At 64.5% G+C, this 17,389-nt stretch carries 11 protein-coding genes and 5 tRNA genes; 9 read left to right on the top strand and 7 right to left on the bottom strand.

Annotation, left to right across the window (positions count from 1 at the left end):
- The first annotated feature begins 45 nt into the window (after positions 1–45).
- Complete coding sequence (locus BLT66_RS02650; RefSeq protein WP_092755449.1) at positions 46–1,317, top strand: branched-chain amino acid ABC transporter substrate-binding protein; 1,272 nt, start codon at positions 46–48, stop codon at positions 1,315–1,317.
- Positions 1,318–1,319: 2 nt separating this feature from the next.
- On the opposite strand, the gene BLT66_RS02645 is transcribed toward BLT66_RS02650, so the two are convergent.
- The gene (locus tag BLT66_RS02645; RefSeq protein ID WP_092756982.1) at positions 1,320–1,535 is read right to left on the bottom strand and encodes a hypothetical protein; all 216 of its coding nucleotides are present in this window, start codon (positions 1,533–1,535) and stop codon (positions 1,320–1,322) included.
- 55 nt (positions 1,536–1,590) lie between these two features.
- Here BLT66_RS02645 and BLT66_RS02640 point away from each other — a divergent pair, with 55 nt between their 5' ends.
- The 7 genes from BLT66_RS02640 to BLT66_RS02610 all read left to right on the top strand — a co-directional run bounded on the left by BLT66_RS02640 (position 1,591) and on the right by BLT66_RS02610 (position 4,319).
- Positions 1,591–2,748 carry a pyridoxal phosphate-dependent aminotransferase gene (locus tag BLT66_RS02640; RefSeq protein ID WP_092755447.1) on the top strand — a complete coding sequence of 386 codons (1,158 nt, stop codon included), beginning with the start codon at positions 1,591–1,593 and terminating at the stop codon, positions 2,746–2,748.
- Positions 2,749–2,849: 101 nt separating this feature from the next.
- Positions 2,850–2,925, top strand: a tRNA-Gly gene (locus tag BLT66_RS02635).
- A 49-nt stretch (positions 2,926–2,974) separates the two neighbouring features.
- A tRNA-Cys gene (locus BLT66_RS02630) sits at positions 2,975–3,048 on the top strand.
- Positions 3,049–3,122: 74 nt separating this feature from the next.
- Positions 3,123–3,198: transfer RNA gene (locus BLT66_RS02625), tRNA-Gly, on the top strand.
- 50 nt (positions 3,199–3,248) lie between these two features.
- Positions 3,249–3,322, top strand: a tRNA-Cys gene (locus tag BLT66_RS02620).
- 218 nt (positions 3,323–3,540) lie between these two features.
- Positions 3,541–3,625: transfer RNA gene (locus BLT66_RS02615), tRNA-Leu, on the top strand.
- 58 nt (positions 3,626–3,683) lie between these two features.
- Positions 3,684–4,319: a DUF6806 family protein gene (locus BLT66_RS02610; RefSeq protein WP_092755445.1), complete on the top strand. Its 636-nt coding sequence runs from the start codon at positions 3,684–3,686 to the stop codon at positions 4,317–4,319.
- A gap of 135 nt (positions 4,320–4,454) precedes the next feature.
- Here BLT66_RS02610 and BLT66_RS02605 read toward each other — a convergent pair whose 3' ends face one another.
- From BLT66_RS02605 to BLT66_RS02590, 4 genes are all read right to left on the bottom strand, one after another.
- A complete protein-coding gene (locus tag BLT66_RS02605; protein ID WP_092755443.1) occupies positions 4,455–5,822 on the bottom strand; it encodes an efflux transporter outer membrane subunit in 1,368 nt (455 codons plus the stop codon).
- On the bottom strand, positions 5,812–8,931 hold the full coding sequence (locus BLT66_RS02600) for a multidrug efflux RND transporter permease subunit (RefSeq protein WP_092755441.1): 3,120 nt from the start codon (positions 8,929–8,931) through the stop codon (positions 5,812–5,814). The genes BLT66_RS02605 and BLT66_RS02600 overlap by 11 nt, the downstream gene beginning before the upstream one ends.
- Before the next feature lie 592 nt (positions 8,932–9,523).
- On the bottom strand, positions 9,524–12,595 hold the full coding sequence (locus BLT66_RS02595) for an MdtB/MuxB family multidrug efflux RND transporter permease subunit (RefSeq protein WP_092755439.1): 3,072 nt from the start codon (positions 12,593–12,595) through the stop codon (positions 9,524–9,526).
- Between the two features lie 30 nt (positions 12,596–12,625).
- Positions 12,626–14,173: an MdtA/MuxA family multidrug efflux RND transporter periplasmic adaptor subunit gene (locus BLT66_RS02590; RefSeq protein ID WP_092755437.1), complete on the bottom strand. Its 1,548-nt coding sequence runs from the start codon at positions 14,171–14,173 to the stop codon at positions 12,626–12,628.
- A 257-nt stretch (positions 14,174–14,430) separates the two neighbouring features.
- Here BLT66_RS02590 and BLT66_RS02585 point away from each other — a divergent pair, with 257 nt between their 5' ends.
- On the top strand, positions 14,431–14,865 hold the full coding sequence (locus tag BLT66_RS02585; RefSeq protein WP_092755435.1) for a VOC family protein: 435 nt from the start codon (positions 14,431–14,433) through the stop codon (positions 14,863–14,865).
- Here the strand turns inward: BLT66_RS02585 and murI are convergent.
- Positions 14,862–15,677 (bottom strand): glutamate racemase, encoded by an 816-nt coding sequence (murI, locus tag BLT66_RS02580; protein ID WP_255406726.1) that lies wholly within the window; start codon positions 15,675–15,677, stop codon positions 14,862–14,864. The genes BLT66_RS02585 and murI overlap by 4 nt on opposite strands.
- The gene (locus tag BLT66_RS02575) at positions 15,674–17,227 is read right to left on the bottom strand and encodes a fumarate hydratase (RefSeq protein ID WP_092755431.1); all 1,554 of its coding nucleotides are present in this window, start codon (positions 17,225–17,227) and stop codon (positions 15,674–15,676) included. The genes murI and BLT66_RS02575 overlap by 4 nt, the downstream gene beginning before the upstream one ends.
- Positions 17,228–17,389: the final 162 nt, after the last annotated feature.

Genomic DNA, 17,389 nt, shown 5'->3' with positions numbered 1-17,389 from the left:
GATGGAATCTGTGTGCGCGCTCGACTATTTCAAGGAAATTTCTGCATGTTTAAGTTTCGCCGCCAGGTCTTGAAATCGCTGGCTTTGGCGCTATGCGCGCCCGCAGCCGGGCTGGCGCTGGCGGCCCCGGCACCGATCAAGATCGCCCAGATCGAGGCCCTGAGCGGCCCGCTGGGCAATGGCGGCGAGGCGGTGTTCCGCAATCTGGTCTGGGCGGTGGAACGGGTGAACGCGCGCGGCGGCGTCAAGCTGCCGGACGGCAAACACCTGCTGGCGCTGGACCGGCTGGACAGCAAGGGGCAGAACGAAGAGGCACTGTCGGCGCTGCGCGCGGCCATCGACGACGGCGTGCAGATCGTGCTGCAGGGCAATAACTCGGCCACCGCGGCGGTGCTGATCGACGCCATCAACAAGCACAACGAACGTGAGCCGGGCAAGCGCGTGCTGTTCCTCAACTACGCCGCGGTCGACCCGACGTTGACCAACGAGAAATGCAGCTACTGGCACTTCCGCTTCGACGCCCATGCCGACATGCGCATGGCTGCGCTGATGTCGGTGTTCAAGGACGACACGGCGGTGAAAAGCGTCTACATCCTGGGCCAGGACTACAGCTTTGGCCAGGCCGTGGCGCGCGAGGCCAAGCGCCAGCTGGCGCTGCAGCGCCCTGATGTGCAGTTGGTGGGCGACGAGCTGCACCCGCTGGGCCGCATCAAGGACTTCATTCCCTATGCCACCAAGATCAAGGCCAGCGGCGCGCAGGCGGTGATCACCGGCAACTTCGGCAACGACCTGACCTTGCTGGTCAAGGCGGCGCGCGAGGTGGGTTTCGAGGGCAAGTTCTACACCTTCTACGGGAATGCACTGGGCGCGCCAGCGGCCCTGGGCGAGGCCGGTGTGGGCAAGGTCATCGCCGTGGCCGACTGGCTGCCGAATCTGCCGACGGCGCAGAGCGAGGCCTTTGTGCAGAGCTTCCGCCAGCGCTTTCCCAAGCCTGCCGACGATTATCTGCACATGCGGATGCAGCTGATGGTGGAGGCCCTGGCCCAGGCCATCGAGAAGGCCGGTACTATGGATTTGGTAGCTGTCGCTGCAAGCCTGGAGCGCGCCAGTGTCAGTTTATATGGCCAAAGCGGCAGCATGCGCGCGGCCGACCACCAGTTCCAGCAGCCGCTGGCCGTGGGCATCATGGACCGCCAGGGCACACCCGGCGTGAAGTTCGATGTTGAAGGTTCGGGCTACGGCTTTCGCGTCATCAAGCAGATCAGCCCGGCGCAGGCCGAGATGCCGACGAGCTGCAAGATGGTCCGGCCCGGCTAGCGCTATTTGCCTGTAAAGCCGGCGCAGGCCCCGGCGTTCGGCCGCCCCTTGCATTCACGCAGCAGACGGCGGTTGCGCTCGACCGTGCCCTCCGAAGAATCTTTGAGAAGCCGCACCTGCGAGCCGCCCTTGGTCTTTTTGGTTTTGGCCATGGCGTGTGGGGCCGCGCCGGCCAGTGCGAGGGCGAGGCAGGCGCAATACAAGGTCTGCAGATGCATGGGCTTCTCCAAAAGGGCTTGCGCATAATCATGCCTCCACAGCTTTCATCCGTCTATGCGCCAAGCCATCCTGAGTCTCGAAGAATCCAAAATCCGTGAAGTCGCTAACGCTGGCATGGGGCGTAGCGACGTGCTGGCCTTCTGGTTCGGCGAGAGCGATGAAGTCACGCCCGACTTCATCCGCCAGGCCGCGATCGAATCGCTGCAAAAAGGCGAAACCTTTTATTCCCACAACCTCGGCCTGCCGGAGCTGCGCGAGGCCGTCGCCAGCTACATGGGTGCGCTGCACGGTGCTATCGGCGCCGAGCGCATCGCCATCACCTCGGGCGGCGTGAATGCGCTGATGCTGGCGGTTCAACTGCTGGTGGACGCGGGCGACGAGGTGGTCGCCGTCACGCCGGTCTGGCCGAATCTGACGGCCCAGCCGGCGATCATGGGCGCGCGCCTGCGCTGCGTGCCCTTGCAACCCCAGGCCGACGGTGCCTGGGGGCTGGACATGGACGCGCTGCTGGCCGCTGTCACGCCGGGCACCAAGCTGCTGGTGCTGAATGCACCGAACAACCCCACTGGCTGGACCCTGAGCCGGGCCGAGCAGCAAACCATTCTTGACCATTGCCGACGCACCGGCACCTGGATCCTGGCCGACGAGGTGTACGAGCGGCTGTACTACGCGCCCAGTGCCAATGGATGCGCGCCGAGTTTCCTGGACCTGGCCGATCCCGAAGACCGCCTGGTGGTGGTGCACAGCTTTTCCAAAAGCTTTCTGATGACCGGCTGGCGGCTGGGCTGGCTGGTGATGCCTGCCAGCGCGACCCAGCACATGGGCAAGCTGATCGAGTTCAACACCTCGTGCGCCAGCGTGTTCGTGCAGCGCGCGGGCATCACGGCCTTGCAGCGCACCGATGAGATCACCCCACGCGTGGTGGCCCACCTGAAGGCCTGCCGTGACACCCTGGTGCCCTTGTTGCAGGCGGTTCCGGGCGTGCAAGTGGCACCGGCGCCGGGCGGCATGTATGCGTTCTTCCAATTGGCCGGCCATACCGATTCGCTGCTGACCGCCAAGCGCCTGGTGGCGGAGGCTGGTCTGGGCCTGGCACCCGGCAATGCGTTTGCGCCGCAAGCCCAGGGCTGGCTGCGCTGGTGTTTTGCTTCCAAAGATTTGCACAGATTGGAGGAGGGCGTGGAAAGGTTGAAAAAGTGGGCTATAATTTGAGGCTTACTGCAGCACACGAATAGTTTGAAGCAGCAAGCGATTTGAACCAAGTTCAAATCAAAAACAGGCTAAAAATCATGTTATGATTCAAGGCTTGAAACGCGGGAGTAGCTCAGTTGGTAGAGCGCAACCTTGCCAAGGTTGAGGTCGAGAGTTCGAGACTCTTCTCCCGCTCCAAATTGGTAAAAAGGGAAGCTACAGGCTTCCCTTTTTCATATGTGATTTGGGCGCGATAACAAAGCGGTTATGTACCGGATTGCAAATCCGGCTAGCCCGGTTCGACTCCGGGTCGCGCCTCCAGAATTCAAGATTCGGTTAATTCAGTTAAATCGGATTTTGGGTAAAAAGCCATGCTATAATGCAAGGCTTGAAACGCGGGAGTAGCTCAGTTGGTAGAGCGCAACCTTGCCAAGGTTGAGGTCGAGAGTTCGAGACTCTTCTCCCGCTCCAAATTGGTAAAAAAGGGAAGCTATATGCTTCCCTTTTTTACGTCGAATTTTGGCGCGATAACAAAGCGGTTATGTACCGGATTGCAAATCCGGCTAGCCCGGTTCGACTCCGGGTCGCGCCTCCAGATTCCTTTTCAGCCCGAGCCTCTCGGGCTTTTTTGTTTCTGCATCCAATTGCATTGCTTTGTAGTGTGGCGGTACCGGGCCGCAGCCGGCCGCGGGTTACAATGCGGCTGCTTTTTAGCCTTGGCGAGACGAAAACGAAGCTTCTGCTTCCGGATCCGGCCCTGTCAACCCATGTGTTGCCGGGGCTGTTTTGTTTCACAATGCCAGGCTATGCGCAGGCTCGGTGGTGTAATTGGTAGCCACAGCAGACTTAAAATCTGCCGACGCAAGTCGTACCGGTTCGATTCCGGTCCGAGCCACCATTTCGTAAAAGAAGCGCGCTGGTTTTCAATACCCCTAAAAAGCGCCTAATATCTCACCATGCCTCGCTACAACGCCCCCTTTGAAATCCATGTGCATGGCCAGGTGCCTTTGCGCGCTGACGTGACATTCAACCAGATCCAGGACGCGTTAAAACCGCTGTGGAAGTACGCGGGTGCCAAGTCCCTGGCGGATGCCGCGGGCAGCGCCTACGAGGAAGAGCCGGGCATCCAGTTCGATGCGCCCGAGCACATGCTGCAGATGTGCTGGACGGTGCCGGGCGATGAAGACTTCAAGCAGGCGCTGGACGAAATGTGCATGAGCTTGAACGAGCTGGCCGAGCGCGGCGCGTCCATCGAAATCACCTTCTACGACACCGACTTCGACGAAGAAGACCAGGACGCCACCGACGATTCGCGCGATGATTTCCTGATGCTGTTTGTCGGCCCCACGCCCGCCGCCATCATGCAGGTGCAGCGAGATCTGCTGGTGCAGGACGTGATCAACATGATGGAGCGCCATTTCGACGCGTCAGAGCTGAACGGCGTAGTGCGCGAGATCGACTTGCTGTTCACCCAGCGCTTCGACGCCCTGGTGAATTCGCTGGAGCTGGGCAAACCCCCGCGCGGCCCGGGCGGATCGGGTGGCTCCGGTGGTCACGGTGGTGGCGGCCGTCGTCCTCGCCACCTGCACTGAACCTAGCTAGGGTGTAAAGGTCGCCCCGTATTTCCCAGAGATAGCTGGCCCCGGCTTTGCCGGGCCACTGGTATCGCCCCCTGCAAGGGGGGTGGCGGAAAGTGCGCAGCGCTGGAGCTTGGGGGTGAGCCACAGCTACCAGCGCCCGGCGATATTCTTCAATAGCTGGTTGGTCGCTGCCAGACGGCGGTTCTGCAGGTCCAGCAGGCTGCGTTCACTGGACAGCGCCGTGGCCTGCGCGATCACCACATTCAGATAGCTCACCGTACCGCTCTGGTACTGATTCTTCACAATCTCCAGCGAGCGGTTGGCGGCCGCCAGGGCTTCGGTTTGCAACGCGGCTTCCTGCTGCAGGCTGCCGGCGATCACCAGGTTGTCTTCCACCTCTTGCAATGCGGTCAGCACGGTCTGGCGGTAGCTGGCCGTGGCCGCATCGGTGCTGGCGCGGGCCGAGTCCACGGCCGATTGGCGTTGCCCGCCGTCCAAGGCGGTGAGCGCCAGCGCCGGCCCTATCGACCACAGCAGATTCGGTGCGCTGACCAGATTCGCCAAGGAGCTGCCCTTGTAGCCGGCACTGGCCGACAGCGTCAGCGCCGGGAAGAAGGCGGCCTTGGCCACGCCGATCTGCGCGTAGGCCGCGGCGACGCGGCGCTCGGCGGCGGCGATGTCCGGGCGGCGCTCCAGCAGGCTGGCAGGCAACTGGTCGGGCACAGGGGGTACGGCCGGCAGGGCCGCGGTGCGGACCAGGCTGAATTCGGACGGAGCCAGGCCTAGCAGTACCGCCAGCGCATGCTCCAGCTGGGCACGCGAACTTTCTGCATCCACTTGCTGGGCGGCGGTGGTTTTCAGCTGGGTTTGCGCCTGCGCCACGTCGCCGGCCGATGCCACGCCCCCTTGGTAGCGGTTCTGCGTCAACTCCAGGGAGCGCTGGTAAGCCTGGACGCTGCGCTCCAGCAGCGCCGACTGGGCCTCGGCCGCGCGAAGCGAGAAATAGGTTTGTGCCACCGTGGCCTGTAGCGACAAGCGGGCTGCGGCCAGATCGTCCTGGCTGGCCTGCACGCGGGCCTGGTCGCCGGTCACCGCGCCCGAGAGTCGGCCCCACAGATCCAGCTCCCAGCTGGCGCTGCCGGTCAGGGCGACGCTGTTGGCGGCTCCTGCGCTGGGCGAGGCGCTGCGGCTGGCGCTCAGGCCGGTGCCCAGCGTGGGTGCCAAAGCGGCGCGGCTGCTGCCCAGTGCGGCCTGGGCGACCCGGATCTGTGCGGCGCTGCCCAGCAGGTTCTGGTTGTTGCCGACCCGGCTTTGCAGATCGTTGAGCACCGGGTCGTTGAACAGCAGCCACCAGTCGTCCGGCACAGCGGCGGCCTGCGGATCGGCGCTTTGCCAGACGCCGGTTTCCTTGAAGGTGCTGGTGGCGGGCGCGCTGGGCGCCTGGTAGGGCGGCGTGGTGCTGCAGGCAGCAAGCAACAGGGCGCAGCCGCATGCAAGAGGAAATTTAGGCAGCATCGCTGGCACTCCGCAAATCGTGAGAAATAAGCCCGGGCTTGCGCCGTAAGCGCTGGCCCCAGACGCGCAGCCGGTCCATGGCCACATACACCACCGGTGTGGTGTAGAGCGTCAGCAGCTGGCTCAGCACCAGGCCGCCGACCACCGCGATGCCCAGCGGCTGGCGCAGCTCGGCCCCGTCGCCATGGCCGATGGCCAGCGGTATGGCGCCCAGCATGGCGGCCGCGGTGGTCATCAGAATCGGCCGCAGGCGCAGATGGCCAGCCCGGTAGATGGCCTGGGCGGCCGATACCTGGCGGGCGTTGCGCTGCCGGGTAATCGCAAAGTCGATCATCATGATGGCGTTTTTCTTGACGATGCCGATGAGCAGAATCACCCCGATCAGGGCGATGATGGAAAACTCGGTGTTGAACGCCATCAGGGCCAGCAGTGCGCCGACCCCGGCCGAGGGCAGGGTCGACAGGATGGTGATCGGGTGGATCAGGCTCTCGTAGAGGATGCCCAGCACCAGGTAGATGGTGACGATGGCCGCCAGTATCAATAGCGGCTGGCTGCTTAGAGAACTCTTGAAGGCCTGCGCCGTGCCCTGGAAGCTGCCGCGTACCGACACCGGCACGCCCAGCCCGGCCACTGCGTCGTTCACTGCATCGGTGGCCTGCGACAAGGTCACGCCCAGTGGCAGGTTGAAGCTGACGGTGGTGGCCGGTGTGCCGCTCTGGTGGTTCACCGACAGCGGCGTGTTGGTCAGCTCCACCTTGGCAAACGCCGCCAGCGGAATCTGTGCGCCACTCTTGGCCGTGAACAGCAGGCTGCGCAGCGAATCGGCGTTTTGCAGGAATTCTGGTGCCAGCTCCATCACCACCCGGTACTGGTTCAGCGGGTTGTAGATTACGCCGACCTGGCGCTGGCCGAAGGCGTTGTTCAAGGTGGTGTCTACCGTGCTGACGCTCAGGCCGAGTCGGGCCATGGCCTCGCGGTCCATCACCACCGAGGTCTGCAGGCCGTTGTCCTGCTGGTCGCTGTTCACGTCGGTCAGTTCGGGCAACTGCGACAGCGCGCGCCGAATGCGCGGCTCCCAGGCACGCAGATCGGCCAGGTCGTCGGCCTGCAAGGTGTACTGGTACTGGGCATTCGACTGCCGCCCGCCAATGCTGATGTCTTGCGCCGGCACCATGAACAGATTGGCGCCGGGCTCGTGCGCCAATTGGGCGCGTAGCCGGGCTACCACCTGGTCGGCCGATACATCGCGCTGGGCCAGTGGCTTGAGCGCCATGAACATGCTAGCCGTGTTGCGTTGGCCGCCGCCGGTGAAGCCGGTCACGCTCTCGACCGCCGGGTCAGCACGCACCACGTCGATGAAGCGCACCAGCCGCTGCTGCATGAACTGGAAGGACGTGCTCTGGTCGGCGCGGATATTGCCGTTGATGCGCCCGGTGTCCTGCTGTGGAAAGAAGCCCTTGGGGATCACGGTGTACAGATACACGTTCAGCCCCACCACGCACAACAGCGCCAGCAGGGCGATCGGCTGGTGCCGCAGAGTCCAGGCCAGCGAGCGCCGGTAGCCGCGCAGTACCCGCTTCTGCAGGCGCCCGCCCCAACGGGCCAGCCGGCTGGGCGCGGCCTTGGGCGGCGCATGGCGCAGCAGCGCGGCGCACATCATCGGCGTAGTGGTCAGCGACACCACCATGGACACCAGAATCGAGGCCGACAAGATCACCGCAAACTCGCGGAATAGCCGGCCCACGATGCCGCCCATCAGCAGGATGGGGATGAACACTGCGATCAGCGACAGGCTGATGGACACCACGGTAAAGCCGATCTCGCGCGTGCCGGCCAGTGCCGCCTGTAGCGCGGTTTTGCCGCGTTCCATGTGGCGGGTCACGTTCTCCAGCACCACGATGGCGTCGTCCACCACAAAGCCGGTGGCCACCGTCAGCGCCATCAGCGACAAATTGTCCAACGTGTAGCCGGCCAGGTACATCACGCCAAAGGTGCCGGCCAGCGACACCGGCACGGCCACGCTGGGGATCAGCGCGGCACGCGCATTGCGCAGGAACAGGAACACCACCAGCACCACCAGGCCGATGGAAATGGCCAGCGCCCGCTCCACCTCGCGCAGCGAGGCGCGGATGGTTGGCGTGCGGTCCATCACAATCTTCAGGTCGATGGCCGGGGGGATGGCGGCGCGCAGATGCGGCAGCAGGGCCCGCACCTTGTCGACCGCGTCGATGATGTTGGCACCGGGTTGCTTGAACAGGATCAGCAGGATCGCCGGCTTGCCGTCGGCCGCGCCGTAGTTGCGCACATCCACTACGCTATCGAGCACCTGGCCCACGTCCTGCATGCGTACCGCGCTACCATTTGTGTAGCGGATGATTTGCGGCGCAAACTCGGCGGCGGTGCGCGCCTGGTCGTTGGCGCCGATCTGCCAGTTGCGCGCGCCGTCTTCCACCGCGCCCTTGGGCCGGTTGGCATTGGTGCTGGTGATGACCTGGCGCACCGTGTCCAAGGCAATGCCGTTGGCCGACAGCTTGTTCGGGTCCAGCTCCACGCGCACCGCCGGCAGCGCGCCACCGCCGATGTTCACCTGGCCAATCCCGTCCACCTGGGCCAGCCGCTGGGCCAGCACGGTGGATGCCGCGTCGTACATCTGGCCGCGGGTCAGCGTGTCCGAGGTCAGCGATAGCAGCATGATGGGCGAGTCCGCCGGGTTCACCTTGCGGTAGCTGGGGTTGCTGGGCATGCCGGTGGGCAGCAGGGTGCGGGCTGCGTTGATGGCGGCCTGCACATCGCGCGCCGCGCCGTCGATGTCGCGGTCCAGGTCGAACTGCAGCGTGACGCGGCTGCTGCCCAGCGACGAGTTGGAGGTCATCTGCGTCACGCCGGCAATCGCGCCCAGCGCCCGCTCCAAAGGCGTGGCCACGGTGGCCGCCATGGTGTCGGGGCTGGCGCCGGGCAGGGACGCGGATACCGAGATAGTCGGGAAATCCACCTGCGGCAGCGGCGCTACCGGCAGCAGGAAGAAGCTGATAACGCCGGCAATCGCCACGCCCAGAGTCAGCAGCGTGGTGGCGATGGGGCGGTGGATGAAGGGGGCGGAGAAGTTCATTCTGCGCTCCTGTTTGTGTGGTCAATTGCCATCCTTGGCCGGGATGTGCGCCCGGCGGCGCAGTCACTTTTCTTTGCGTGGCCAAAGAAAAGTAACCAAAAGAAAGGCCTCCCCCACTGTCTGCGTCCCTGCGCATAGCGCAGGGAAACCTGCGGTGCTCGCTGCAGGTGGGGTCTGGCTAAACTCGCTGCGCTCAAACAACGCCAGCCCTGATCCACCTGCAGCTGTGCTCCTCGGCGCATACAGAGGGGGACCCCGGGGATCGGTGGCGCTGTGCGCCCCATCGCGCCTAGGGCGCGATGCCCGGCTATGCCGGGCTGGCTGTCCGCTCCCGCATCCTGGGTCCCCCTCTTAGAGCGCCTGCGCTGCGTGCTTTTGGCGGGATCAGGAGCGCGATTGTCTGAGCGTAGCGAGTTCGAGCGCTCCCCCGTCAAAAGTGCGCAGCGCAGGTTGCCCGCAGCGCAGCGAAGGGTCGCGGTGAGTGGGGGCAGCCTTTCTTTTGGTGACTTTTCTTTGGCTGCGCAAAGAAAAGTCACTGCCCTGTCGGGGGCAGATCCCGACCAGGAGCGTGAATTGAAATCAGCAGCTTGAGTCATCGCTTCCGCCACTTCAAAGCCACCCGAGAAAACCCCAAATAAATCACCGGCGTGGTGAACAACGTCAGCAGCTGGCTGACGATGAGTCCGCCGACCATGGTCACGCCCAGCGGATGCCGCAGCTCGCTGCCGACGCCGGTGCCCAACATCAGCGGCAGCGCGCCCAGCAAGGCCGCCAGCGTTGTCATCAAGATCGGCCTAAAGCGCAGCAGGCAGGCCTGGTGGATCGCAGCGCGCGGGCTCAGGCCCTGCTCGCGTTCGGCGTCCAGCGCGAAGTCGATCATCATGATGGCGTTCTTCTTGACGATGCCGATCAGCAGCACGATGCCGATGATGGCGATGATGTCCAGGTCTAGTCGGAACACCAGCAGCGCCAGCAGCGCGCCGAGTGCTGCCGAGGGCAGGGTGGACAGAATCGTCACCGGGTGGATGAAGCTCTCGTACAGCACGCCGAGCACGATGTACATGGTGACGATGGCCGCCAGTATCAGCAGCAAGGTGTTGTTCAGCGATGCCTGGAAGGCCAGCGCCGCGCCCTGGAAGCTGGTCTCTATGCTGGCCGGCAGCTGCAGCGCGGCCTCTTCGGCCTGGATCGCACTGACCGCGTCGCCCAGCGAATGGCCGGGTGCGGTGTTGAAGGAAATCGTCGCCGACGGGAACTGCCCCGCGTGGTTCACTGCCAGCGCGGCCGATCTTTCCTGCACCTTGGCCACCGACGACAGCGGCACCTGCACGCCGTTGGCACCGGGCACGTAGAGCTTGGACAGCGCCTGCGGCCCGAGCCGGTCGTGCGGCGCCACCTCCAGCACCACGCGGTACTGGTTCGACTGGGTGTAGATGGTGGAAATCAGCCGTTGGCCAAAGGCGTTGTACAGCGCGGAGTCGATGTTCGCCACCGTCACACCCAGCTGGCCGGCGGCGATGCGGTCGATCTCCACATAGGCTTGCAAGCCCTTGTCCTGTACGTCGCTGCCCACGTCGGCCAGCTGCGGCAAGCCGCGCAGGCGCGCCAGCAGTTCGGCCGCTGCGCTGTTGAGCTCGTCAAAATTCGGTGACGACAGCAGGAACTGGTACTGGGTCTTGGAGATGCGGTCTTCGATGGTCAGGTCCTGCACCGGTTGCATGTACACCGCGATGCCTGCCACCTTGCGGCTGGCGTCACTCAGGCGGCGCAGGATGGCGTTGGCCGACGCATCGCGCGTGGCCTTGGGCTTGAGGTTGATCAGAATCCGGCCCTGGTTCAGCGTGGTGTTGACGCCGTCCACGCCGATGAAGGACGACACGCTCTGCACCGCGCTGTCTTGCAGAATCACCTCGGCCAGCGCCTGTTGCCGCTCCGACATCGCGGCAAACGAGCTGCTCTGCGCGGCCTCGGTCATGGCCTGGATCACGCCCGTGTCCTGCAGCGGGAAAAAGCCTTTGGGCACCACGAAGTACAGCCAGCCGGTGAGCACCACCGTCAGCACAAACACGACCAGCGTGCCGGCCTGGCGCGCCAGCACCCAGTCCAGCGCCAGGCCGTAGCGGCGGATCAGATTGTCGAAAAAGCGGCCGGTGGCCTGGTAGATGCGGCCATGGCTTTCCTCGGGCGTGTGCTTGAGCAGGCGTGCGCACAGCATGGGCGTGAAGCTCAGCGACACCACGGCAGAAATCAAAATGGACACCGCCAGCGTGATGGCGAATTCATGGAACAAGCGGCCCACCACATCGCCCATGAACAGCAGCGGGATCAGCACCGCAATCAGCGAAATCGTAAGCGAAATAATCGTGAAGCCGATCTGCTTCGCTCCCTTGAGCGCGGCGTCAAACGGCTTCTTGCCTTGCTCTACATAGCGGGCGATGTTTTCGATCATCACGATGGCGTCGTCGACCACAAAGCCTGTGGAAATCGTCAGCGCCATCAGGGTCAGGTTGTTGATCGAGAAGCCGGCCAGGTGCATCACGCCAAAGGTGCCGACCAGCGACAAGGGCACGGCCAGGCTGGGGATCAGCGTGGCCGAGCCGCTGCGCAAGAACACAAAAATAACGGCCACCACCAGGCCGATGGCCAGCAGCAGCTCCAACTGCGTGTCTTCCACCGAGGCGCGGATGGTGACCGTGCGGTCTGTCAGGATTTGCACGTCCAGCGAAGCGGGCAGGGTGGCTTGCAGCTTGGGCAGCAAGGCCTTGATGCGGTCGGTGGTGTCGATCACATTCGCGCCGGGCTGCCGCTGGATGTTCAGGATGATGCCGGGCGTGGCGTTGGCCCAGGCAGCGAGGCGGACGTTCTCGGCATCATCGACGACATTCGCCACATCCTTTATGCGGATCGGCGCGCCGTTCTTGTAGGCCAGGATCAGATTGGTGTACTCGGCCGCCGAGCGCAGCTGGTCATTCGCGTCGATGGTCGAAGCCCTTAGCGGGCCGTCGAAGCTGCCCTTGGCCTGGTTGGTATTGGCGGCAGAAATGGCGGTGCGCACATCGTCGAGTGCCAGGCCCACGCCGGCCAGCTTGCTCGGGTCGGCCTGGATGCGCACGGCGGGGCGGCCGCCACCGGCCAGCGCCACCAGGCCCACGCCCTCGACCTGCGACAGCTTGGGGGCCAGGCGGTTTTCTACCAGGTCGTGTACGCGGATCACCGGCAGCGAGGGCGAGGTGATCGCCAAGGTCAGGATGGGTGCGTCGGCCGGGTTCACTTTGCTGTAGGTTGGCGGCATCGGCAGGTCGCTGGGCAGCAGATTGCTGCCGGCGTTGATCGCGGCCTGCACCTGTTGCTCGGCCACATCCAGCGACATTTCCAGCGAGAAGCGCAGCGTGATGACCGACGCGCCGCCCGAGCTGGTGGATGACATCTGTGCCAGCCCCGGCATCTGGCCGAACTGGCGCTCCATCGGCGCGGTGACGGACGACGTCATTACATCGGGGCTGGCGCCGGGGTACAGCGTGGTGACCTGGATCGTCGGGTAGTCGACCTCGGGCAGGGCCGACACCGGCAGCAGCCGATACGCCAGCAGGCCGGCAATCAGGATCGCCACCATCAGCAGCGAAGTCGCTACCGGGCGCAGGATGAATATGCGGGACAGGTTCATGGCGCGGCGAAGAGGGGCTCAAAGAGGGTCTTATCCACCGGCGGCCTCTTTCTGGCGGCGGCGTTCGCGCATTTTTTCGATGAAGGCTTTGCGCTCGTCGGGGCCCATCTGCTTGAATTTTTCCTGCTCCTCGGGTGGCAGGCGTTCCAGCCAGCGCGGACGCTCGTCGCTGGCGGCTGGGGCCGCAGCGGGTGCCGCTACCGGACTTTTCGCCGCGGCTGTCGGTGCTTCTGTTTTTGTAGCTGTTGGCGCAGATGTTGCCTGCGTGGGAGCCGCATTGGGCTCTGATTTATCGCGCCGGCGGCGGCCGCCTGTATCGCTGGCCGCATTGGCGGGCTGCGGTGCAATCACCTCGACCTTGGCGCCTTCGCGCAGGCGGTCGGCGCCGTCGGTGACGACTTTTTCACCGGCGCTGATCTCGCCTTGCACGCTGACCCCGTCGCCATCGGTCGCACCCAGTCGGATGCGCCGCACGCTGACGCTTCCGTCGTCTTTTACCGCGTAGACGAAGGTGCCTTGGGCGCCGCGTTGCACGGCGGCGCTGGGGACGATCAGAGCGTTGGGCAGCGTGCCCAGCTGCAGCACCACGTTGACGAACTGGTTGGGGAACAGCGCGCCATCGGCGTTGGCAAACTGGGCCTTGAGCTTGAGGGTACCGGTGGTGGTGTCGATGGCGTTGTCGGTGCTGGCCACCTTACCGACGGCGAGTTTGTTCTTCAGCGCCCGGTCCCAGGCCTCGACCTGCAGCGGGGTCTTGGCGGCCAGTTGCTGGTTGATCTGCGCCACATTCGCCTCGGGCACGGCAAACACCACCGTCAGCGGCTGGGTCTGGGTGATGCTGACCAGGCCATTGGTGTCGCCGGTCTGCACCATATTGCCTACGTCGACCTGGCGGAAGCCGAGCCGGCCGCCGATCGGCGCGCGCACCTGGGTGTACGAGAGCTGCAGCTTGGCGCTGTCGACCTGGGCTTGGTCCGTCAGCACCGTGCCCTGCAGCTGCTTGACCAGCGCGTCCTGCGTGTCCACCTGCTGCTTGGCAATCGAATCCTTGGCCAGCAAATCCTTGTAGCGCTCCAGGTCGATCTGGGCGTTGCGCAGCTGGGCTTGGTCGCGCGCCAGCTGGCCCTGGGCTTGCGCGAGTGCGATCTGGAAGCTGCGCGGGTCGATCTCGGCCAGCACTTGGCCGGCCTTGACCTGCTGGCCCTCCTGGAAGCGCACGGCCAGCAGCACGCCCGAGACCTGCGCCCGCACCGTGGCGGTGTTCAGCGCGCTGATATTGCCGATGGCCGATACCAGCACCCGCACATCATGTTGCTGCACCGCCGCCACCGACACCGGCTGCACCTGGCTGGTGCCGCCAAAGCGCCGACCACCACCCGATCCTCCCGATCCCCCTACAGCGCTGGCGGCCCGCGCCGGCGGGTTGGCTGCATCAGCCGTGGCAGCGGGCTGGTGCTGGCCCCACCACCAGCCCGCGCCGCCCGCGGCCGCGACCAGCAGCACCAGGCCCAGAAATCCCGGCGCGGACAGGCCGGCGTGGCGCGCAGCGCCGGTGCGCAAAAACAAGTGCTTGGTCATGGAGTGGGCCGGCCCGCGGAGTGGCCAAGTAAAGATCTCGGTACATCGTAAAGCCTGCTGTTGCAGGGCTTGTCATGGTTCAAAAAGCTTTACTACGGATTTACCCCTGCGCAATCTGCTCTGCAGCCGGGTTTCAGGGAGTTGCTATGGATTACATAGCTTCTTGCGCAGACGGAATATGCGCTGCAGGCCTATTTGCTTCTAAAACCGGCCACTGTGGGATACTGCGCGCCGCCTTGTTTGCCAGAAAGCCCGCCATGCCCGAAGCCATTGGAATCGACCACATCTACATCAGCGTGTCCGACCTGGCGCGTGCCGAGCCGTTCTACGACCAGGTGCTGGTGGCGGCGCTGGGATTTCGCAAGAACAAGTTTGCGCTGGCGGGCGATCCGCACATCCAGTATTTCAACCGGCATTTCGGCTTTGTGCTGCGCCCGGCGCGCAGTGCGGCGCCGCATGATTCGTATGCGCCGGGGCTGCACCATTTCTGTCTACGGGTAGATTCGATCGCCGATGTGCTGGCTGTGGCCGAGCAGTTGCGCAGCGCCGGCATTGCCGCCACCGAGGCCCGGCTGTATCCCGAGTACGCGGATGACTACTGGGCGACTTTCTTCTCCGACCCGGATGGCATTCGGCTGGAAGTGACCAACTACCGCCAGGAGCGCCGCGCGCGGCACGACCACTGGGTTTAGGCCGACCAGCGCACCGCGTCTTCGGTAGCAAAGCCCAGCCAGCGCCGAGCCGCGGCCTGCAGCACCGCCGGTTCGCCGGTGGTGACCAGTTGCACCCGGCCCGGGCCTTCCGTTGCCAGGGCGCTGGAGGCTTCCAGCAAATGCCGAGTGCGCCGTGCTACCGGTTCGCCGGTAGACAGGATGCGCACCTGCGGACCCACCAGCCGCTCCAGATGCGCCTGGGCAAACACGTAATGCGTGCAGCCCAGCACCAGCGTGTCTATCTCGCCGGGGTTTGAGCCAAATGGGCCCATGGCGCTGATGTAGTCTGCGCAGAGTGCTATGGTTTTTGTATCGTCGTCCGTTGCCACGCTGCGGCTGATGGCGTCGGCCAGGCCGTCGCAGGGCTGGACGATGAACTCCGCCTGGTCCTGCAGGCTGAGCCGCAAGGCATTGAACTTGGCGCTGGTGACCGTTCCGCGGGTACCGATCACGCCGACGCGCTTCGTCTGGCTGGCGGCTGCTGCCGGCTTCAGCCCTGGCTCGACACCGACGATGGGCAGGTCCGGGTGTTCGGCACGCAGCAGGGCCACGGCCGCCATGGTCGCGGTGTTGCAGGCGATGACCAGGGCCTTGATGCCGTGTGTCTGGCGCAGGTACGCGGTGATGGCGCGGGATCGTTGCACCACATGACCATCGCCGCGCTCGCCATAGGGCGCGTAGGCGCTGTCGTCCAGGTAGACAAAGTGCTCTAGCGGCAGAGCGGCCTGCAGCGCTTGTAAAACGCTGAGGCCGCCGATGCCGCTGTCAAAAACACCTATCGGTGAATTCAAGCCGCCACAACTCCGATGTTCTTGAACTCGCCGGTAGCGATCTTCTTCTGCCATTCGGCCGGGCCGGTGATGTGGGCGCTGGTGCCGCCCGCATCGACTGCCACGGTGACAGGCATGTCGACCACGTCGAACTCGTAAATCGCTTCCATCCCTAAGTCGGCAAAGCCCACCACCTTGGCGGTCTTGATGGCTTTGGACACTAGGTAGGCGGCGCCGCCGACGGCCATCAGGTAGGCGCTCTTGTGCTTCTTGATGGCTTCGATGGCGACCGGGCCGCGCTCGGACTTGCCGATCATGGAGATCAGGCCGGTCTCGGCCAGCATCATCTCGGTGAAGCCGTCCATGCGGGTGGCGGTGGTGGGGCCGGCGGGGCCGACAGCTTCGTCACGCACCGGATCGACCGGGCCGACGTAGTAGATGACGCGGTTGGTGAAGTCCACCGGCAGCTTCTCGCCCTTGGCCAGCATGTCCTGGATGCGCTTGTGCGCGGCGTCGCGGCCGGTCAGCATCTTGCCGTTCAGCAGCAAGGTGTCACCGGGTTTCCAGCTGGCGACTTCGGCCTTGGTCAGGGTGTTCAGGTCGACTTTTTTGCTCTTGTTGTAGTCGGGCGTCCAGTTGACGTTCGGCCACAGGTCCAGGCTCGGTGGGTCCAGATACACCGGGCCGCTGCCGTCCATCACGAAGTGCGCGTGGCGGGTCGCGGCGCAGTTGGGAATCATCGCTACCGGCTTGCTGGCCGCGTGCGTGGGGTACATCTTGATCTTGATGTCAAGCACCGTGGTCAGGCCACCCAGGCCTTGGGCGCCGATACCGAGGGCGTTGACTTTCTCGAACAGCTCCAGGCGCAGCGCTTCGGTCTTGGTGAGCGCGCCACCGGCCGAGGACTTGGCTTGCAGCTCGTACATGTCCAGGTCGTCCATCAGGCTTTGCTTGGCCATCAGCACGGCTTTCTCGGCCGTGCCGCCGATGCCGATGCCTAGCATGCCGGGCGGGCACCAGCCGGCGCCCATGGTCGGCACGGTCTTCAGCACCCAGTCAACGACCGAGTCGCCGGGGTTCAGCATGACCATCTTGCTTTTGTTTTCCGAGCCGCCGCCCTTGGCTGCGACGGTGATGTCCACGGTGTTGCCGGGCACGATCTCGGTGACGATGACGGCGGGGGTGTTGTCCTTGGTGTTCTTGCGGTCGAACTGAGGGTCGGCCACGATGCTGGCGCGCAAGGTGTTGTCGGGGTGGGCGTAGCCCTGGCGCACGCCTTCGTTGATGGCGTCGTCCAGGCTGCCGGTGAAGCCTTCCCAGCGCACGTCCATGCCGACTTTGAGGAACACGTTGACGATGCCGGTGTCCTGGCAGATCGGGCGCTGGCCGGTGGCGCTCATCTTGCTGTTGGTCAGGATCTGCGCAATCGCGTCCTTGGCCGCCGGGCTCTGCTCGCGCTCGTAGGCGCGGGCCAGGTGGGCGATGTAGTCGGTGGGGTGGTAGTAGCTGATGTACTGCAACGCAGCGGCGATGGATTCGATCAGATCGGCTTGGCGGATGCTCGTGGTCATGGGGTGCCTGGCTAGTGGGTGGGGTAACTGGAGGGAAACCCTAGGATTATCCCCTGTGCGGCCACCGGTTTCCGCGCCCGATGGGTGATGGCCTGTTGCTATATTAAAAGTAGCTGCCTGCGAAGGTAGTTACTGCGCTAGAGGCATAAAACATGCATAAAA

The organism is Rhodoferax sp. OV413 (assembly GCF_900104385.1).
Lineage (GTDB): Bacteria > Pseudomonadota > Gammaproteobacteria > Burkholderiales > Burkholderiaceae_C > Rhodoferax_B.
The sequence above is the reverse complement of the archived record's forward strand: the minus strand, read 5'-3'. Positions and strand labels throughout refer to the sequence as shown.

Bases quoted from the DNA above. Each gene is read 5' to 3' on its own strand.
- BLT66_RS02650 (WP_092755449.1), top strand. From the start codon at position 46: ATGTTTAAGTTTCGCCGCCAGGTCTTGAAATCGCTGGCTTTGGCGCTA.
- BLT66_RS02645 (WP_092756982.1), bottom strand. From the start codon at position 1,535: ATGCATCTGCAGACCTTGTATTGCGCCTGCCTCGCCCTCGCACTGGCC.
- BLT66_RS02640 (WP_092755447.1), top strand. From the start codon at position 1,591: ATGCGCCAAGCCATCCTGAGTCTCGAAGAATCCAAAATCCGTGAAGTC.
- BLT66_RS02610 (WP_092755445.1), top strand. From the start codon at position 3,684: ATGCCTCGCTACAACGCCCCCTTTGAAATCCATGTGCATGGCCAGGTG.
- BLT66_RS02605 (WP_092755443.1), bottom strand. From the start codon at position 5,822: ATGCTGCCTAAATTTCCTCTTGCATGCGGCTGCGCCCTGTTGCTTGCT.
- BLT66_RS02600 (WP_092755441.1), bottom strand. From the start codon at position 8,931: ATGAACTTCTCCGCCCCCTTCATCCACCGCCCCATCGCCACCACGCTG.
- BLT66_RS02595 (WP_092755439.1), bottom strand. From the start codon at position 12,595: ATGAACCTGTCCCGCATATTCATCCTGCGCCCGGTAGCGACTTCGCTG.
- BLT66_RS02590 (WP_092755437.1), bottom strand. From the start codon at position 14,173: ATGACCAAGCACTTGTTTTTGCGCACCGGCGCTGCGCGCCACGCCGGC.
- BLT66_RS02585 (WP_092755435.1), top strand. From the start codon at position 14,431: ATGCCCGAAGCCATTGGAATCGACCACATCTACATCAGCGTGTCCGAC.
- BLT66_RS02575 (WP_092755431.1), bottom strand. From the start codon at position 17,227: ATGACCACGAGCATCCGCCAAGCCGATCTGATCGAATCCATCGCCGCT.